The organism is Paracoccus nototheniae (genome assembly GCF_004335005.1).
Classification (GTDB): Bacteria; Pseudomonadota; Alphaproteobacteria; order Rhodobacterales; family Rhodobacteraceae; genus Paracoccus; species Paracoccus nototheniae.
Genome location: NZ_RQRT01000173.1, coordinates 1 through 848, shown reverse-complemented (window position 1 = coordinate 848; position 848 = coordinate 1). Strand labels below are relative to the sequence as shown.

Below are 848 nucleotides of genomic sequence, written 5' to 3'. Positions count from 1 at the left end.
TGGACCTGCACCGGTTTTGTTCCGGTCTTTTGAGAGCAATACTCGCCATCAAGGAGACCGGATATGGCAGCGATACACAGCGACGAGTTCAAGCGGGATGCGGTTCGCATCGCGCAAACCAGTGGCCTGACACGGCGTCAGGTTGCGTCTGATTTAGGGATTGGGCATTCGACCCTCGGTAATTGGCTCAGGGTGTTTTCTGAAGAGGCAAAGGTGCCCGCACAGGACGCTGAACTGCTTCGTGAGAACGAACGGTTGCGCAAAGAAAACCGCATACTCCGGGAGGAGAGGGAAGTATTAAAAAAGGCTGCGATGTTCTTCGCGGCCCAAAGGCCATGAAGTTTCAATATATTGCTGACTACAGTGGTTGCCTGACCCGCAGCCATTTGTGCTGCCTGATGGGGGTGACGGAGCGCGGGCTCCATGCCTGGAAGCACAGGCCACCGTCACAACGCCAGCGACGTGACATGGTGCTCTTGGCCCATATCCGCGACCAGCATCGCCTGAGCCTGGGCAGCTACGGTCGACCTCGCATGACGGAGGAGTTGAATGAGTTGGGTCTGCAGGTTGGCCAGCGCCGTGTAGGGCGGCTGATGCGCCAGAACGGCATCCAGGTTGTGCGGACACGGAAGTTCAAGGCCACTACCGACAGCGACCACATCTTCAACATCGCGCCGAACCTCTTGCAGCAAGACTTCAAGGCGAGCGGGCCGAACCAGAAGTGGGCGGGTGACATCACCTACGTCTGGACGCGGGAGGGTTGGGTTTATCTTGCCGTGATCATTGACCTTTTCTCCAGGCGCGTCGTCGGATGGGCCATCAGCAACCGCATGAAGCAGGATCTTGCC

At 58.0% G+C, this 848-nt stretch carries 1 pseudogene; it reads left to right on the top strand.

What is annotated here, in order from left to right:
• Nucleotides 1-63 precede the first annotated feature (63 nt).
• Nucleotides 64-848: pseudogene (locus EG885_RS22340) on the top strand (IS3 family transposase); the annotation flags it as partial.